2 protein-coding genes are annotated in these 4,040 nt (G+C 68.8%); both read right to left on the bottom strand.

The window, feature by feature from the left end:
* Positions 1-259: 259 nt before the first annotated feature.
* Positions 260-2,491 carry a site-specific integrase gene (locus tag ABZ826_RS38940; RefSeq protein ID WP_361459277.1) on the bottom strand — a complete coding sequence of 744 codons (2,232 nt, stop codon included), beginning with the start codon at positions 2,489-2,491 and terminating at the stop codon, positions 260-262.
* A gap of 224 nt (positions 2,492-2,715) precedes the next feature.
* Positions 2,716-3,960 (bottom strand): tyrosine-type recombinase/integrase, encoded by a 1,245-nt coding sequence (locus ABZ826_RS38935; RefSeq protein WP_361459275.1) that lies wholly within the window; start codon positions 3,958-3,960, stop codon positions 2,716-2,718.
* Between the last annotated feature and the right edge of the window lie 80 nt (positions 3,961-4,040).

Below are 4,040 nucleotides of genomic sequence, written 5' to 3'. Positions count from 1 at the left end.
CACGAACACGCCTGCTTCTCTGAACTTCTACTCGATCTTGGTTGTCAGCATGAAAATGGACTGCCGACGGTCTCGCGCTGTGCGACGATCGGCTGGTCCCGACAACCGGCGCCGCCGGGGTGCCCGAGGGTCTTGGACCCGAACCGGTGGGAGTAAGAGGCAGCTCACGGGGCGGTTGCACGCGTGGCGCGCGAACGGCGTCCTGAGTAGACCCCATCGGACCCGGTCACAGGATCCGCGGCAATCTGTGGGGCGGTGATCATCGATCACCGCGCGGGGTGGGGATGCCGAGGTCCACGGCGGTCTGCTTTTCTTGACGGCGGTTGAGTTGGGCGAGCTTGTCTTCTGCGCCGGCAAGGCTGACCCGGAGTCCCTCGACCTCCCCGTGCCAGCCCTCGCGCTCGGCCTCGTCGATCCGGGCGATCAGGTTGTCGCGGATGTCGGTCAGCCGTGACCGTTGGGCTGGATCAGGTCGGAGGAGCGAGCATCTGACACAAGCGTGTTCGTGGATGCAGGGGGATCCGAAAGCGCGTGCGCAGGTGCCGATGGACACCTTCCGCTTTTCGAAGTGGGCGAGGAAGGCGTCCCACTCCTCCTCCGTCGGGATCCGGTACTCCTCGCCGGGGCGGGAGGCTCGCCGGCGGGCGATGAACGCCCGGTGGGCCTCGATCGTCTCGGCAGGGTAGACCGCCTTGTATCCGATCGTGGTGTCGATGTTCTTGTGACCGCAGATGACCTGGGCAATGTGCGGGGGCAGTCCGTTCATGATGGCGTCGGTGACGAAGATCCTTCGGAAGTCGTGAGGAGAGAAGGACAGTGCCTCACCTTCGGCGTTGGTCAGCCCGGTGGCGGCCAGCGCATTGATCAGCAGCTTGCGGATCGCGGTCGGCGTGAAAGCGCGGTGCTCGGAGCCGATGCCGCGCTGGAACAGCAGCGGCATCGGCGGGTTCCAGACCTTCTCGCGGACGTCATAGGCGGCCACCAGCGGAACCGCCCCGCTGGGGCCACGCAGTCGGCTGATCGTGGCGCTGAGGACATCGGCGAGTTCCGGGCTGACCAGCAGGAGTCGCTCGGTGTCGGTCTTGGACGGAGCGATCTGCAGCAGCGGCACGACCTCGCCGGTGGACGGGAGCCGGTACTGGGTGACGCTGTGGTGCGTGAGTTCCAGGAGTTCTTCGTTGCGAATGCCGGTCAGGCGCAGGACCTCGATCGCGGCGAACGCCCAGAACGCTTCCTCATCTTCATAGGTCAGGTTCCGGCGGCGCCCGCTGGAGGTCTCCTCGGCCCAGGTGAGGTGGCCAGCGGCCTTCGGAGCGATGGCTCTGCGCAGGGCCCCGCCGGTTCCCGGGATCAGTTCTCCGGGCTCGGTGTCTCTCGCCGCCTGGAGGAGGCTGGCGGCCTCGCGGCGCCGTCGGTCGGTGGTGCTGACCAGGATGGGGAGGACGGGCAGTCGCTCCCGGGTGCGCTGATCCATCCGGGCTTTGCGCCGCTTGCGTTCCTTGGCCTTGTGGATCTCGGCGTCGCTGATCGGACAGGGCACGGCCCACGGCCCCCAGCGGGCCGGCTCCTCGGCCGCCCACTGCGCGATGTCGAGGTAGAACGCCCGGACGCGCATGAGTTCGTCCTTGGCGTTGAGCCGCGGGCTGGAGACCTCGACGCTCTTGCCGTCGGGGCCAGCGACGGTGCGTTTCTTGACCTTCAGGTCGTCTTTCCAGGCGCGTGCCGCCGCCGGGGGCAGCCGCAGTGTGTCGATTCCCGGCGCCAGGGCTTCTATCCGGGCCCAGAACAGGCCCGCGAGAGTGCGCGAGATCGCGTCCAGGCTGGCGAAGTCCAGCGATGGTTGGCGCTCGCGCAGGTAGTCCACGATCAGGTCGCGTACCGGTCGGCATCGGATCCGGTAGCGGTCCACCAGCTCTTCGACGCTCAACTGGCCCAGGGCGAGGCCGAAGGCCCGGATCGTGGCCGGGGCATCCTCGGGGAAGGTGCCCATGGCGTTCAGCCGTAGGTAGAAGTCGACCTTCTTCTGTCCGCCGCGGGCGTGCACCAGGCGCTGGGCATCGACGAGCTCCACGCAGTCGCCGACGGTGATGTCGCCGATCCGCCCGCCCTTGCAGGCCAGCAGGGTGGCGATCCGTGTCGTGGCGATCCGGGCGTCCTGGCGCGAACTGGCCGGCCCGGTGGAGGCAAGCTGGTGCAGGCGTGCGAATCCGTCCGGGTCTCGGACCTCGGCCATCACGGAGGCGAGATACCGGTGCGTGCGGGTGAGCATCCAAGGTAGACCAGGATGGATGACGTCTCCGCAGATCAGCATGAGCAGCCCGGAGGCGATGTCCTCCCGGTCATGCGACGGTGAGGATCCGCGCTCGCTCAGCCACCGCTGCGGGAGCTCCACCCAGGTGGCGCCGGGCAGGTTTTCGGCCCCCGTGGCCATCCAGCGCTGCTGCCAGGTATCCCCGGGCTGGTGGGACAGCCAGTGCAGCAGCTTGGTCACCCCGCGGCGGCGTCCGGCTCGGGTGCCGTTCGCTGCCGGGCGGAAAGGCGGCGCTGTCAGGCGTTTCAGCGTCTCCTCAAACGACTGCGCGGTCTGGGGCCACCACCGTTCCGTCGTCCGAGCCGGAAAGCGTTCCCGCAGTCGACTGTTCCGCGCCTGGGCCTGCTCTGCGGTCGCGTTCGTGACCCCCAGCGGCTTGCGCGTCGCGTGCTTGACGACGGCCGTCACGACGAGCGCCCAAACAAAACGTCCAGCGACGCCGGGTCGTAGCCCGGTGCCGGCGGCGGAGGCACCGGCTGGATGCTCTCGCGGGCCCGGCGTGCGTGGTGCGCCAGCACGCCGGCCACGACCTCGTCCTTGTGCGGCGTCAGATATACCTCCGTGGCGGACAGATGGGCGTGACCGAGCACCCACTGCACGTCGGACAGCGTCAACTTCGGGTCGCGCACCATGCGGGCGGCCGCACTGTGTCGCAAGTCGTGAAGGGTCCAGTCAGCGCCGAGCGAGGAATTGACCCGCTCGAACATCCGGTGGGCGCCGTGGTAGGTCAGGGGTCGGATCGGGTCTCGCCGTGTCCACCACACCGGTTGGGTGCGACCGCGCGGGACCCGGCCGTGTACGTCCTGCTGGTAGAGGCGCAGCCACACGAACGCGTCCGCTGACGCCGGAACCTGTTGGACTGCCCGCGAGCCCTTGCGCACCACGCTGATCAGCTGCTGGCCGGGGTCGACGTCACGCTGGTGCATGCCGATCAGCTCGGAGGCCCGCACGCCGGTGGAGATCCAGAAGGCGACCAGGGCCCGGTCGCGGTTGGAGGGCAGGGCCGCGAACAGCTCGTTGAACCACTCCTCCGGAATCGAGCGCGGGATTCGCCGCGGAAGCGTCGGACGGTACCGGCCCACCCGCTGGGGCCTCCAGCCGTCCATCGGATTGTGGTGCGCGTGAGCCCGCCCGGAGCGGCGGGACAGGTCCAGTGGGAACGGGTTGAGCAGCGGGCCGGTCCCCGCCTCGCGGTGCACGTCGTAGAACCGGCGCAGCACCGTCTCGCTGTGCGCGACGGTGGTCGGCGCGTAGCCCGGCCCGGTCGACGGCTTCCCCGTCACCGGGTTCGGGGCGCCAGCACCACGGACCGATCGCGAACTCGGCGCCTTGTCCTGCCTGGGTTTGACGGTCTCTTGGATCCAGCAACTGAAATCCCGGGCTTCCAGACGGGACGCCCGGTCCCAGGCGACATCCACGGCCTGAAGGAACCGCCACCACCGCAACAGATCCATCCCGTAGGAGCGGACCGTTGATGGCGCCTTCCCGGCCGCCAGCAGCTCCTGAAAATAGACAGCGGCTGCCTCGACGGCCACGCCGTCGGGATCGATCAGCCGGTAGGGCTCGTACCGGTCGCCGGTCTCCACCAGCCGACCCCATCGGGGAACCACGAGGGCCGCCAGATCCCGTCGAGGAGCATCGTTCGTCACGACCGGTGACCGTAGCGCCCGATGACTCCGTCCGCCCACTGAACTGCGCAATCTCCGGGTTTCGTTCAGTCAACGGGGCG

Origin of the sequence: Streptomyces sp. NPDC047515 (assembly GCF_040643055.1) — a bacterium.
Classification (GTDB): Bacteria; Actinomycetota; Actinomycetes; order Streptomycetales; family Streptomycetaceae; genus Streptomyces.
The sequence above is the reverse complement of the archived record's forward strand: the minus strand, read 5'-3'. Positions and strand labels throughout refer to the sequence as shown.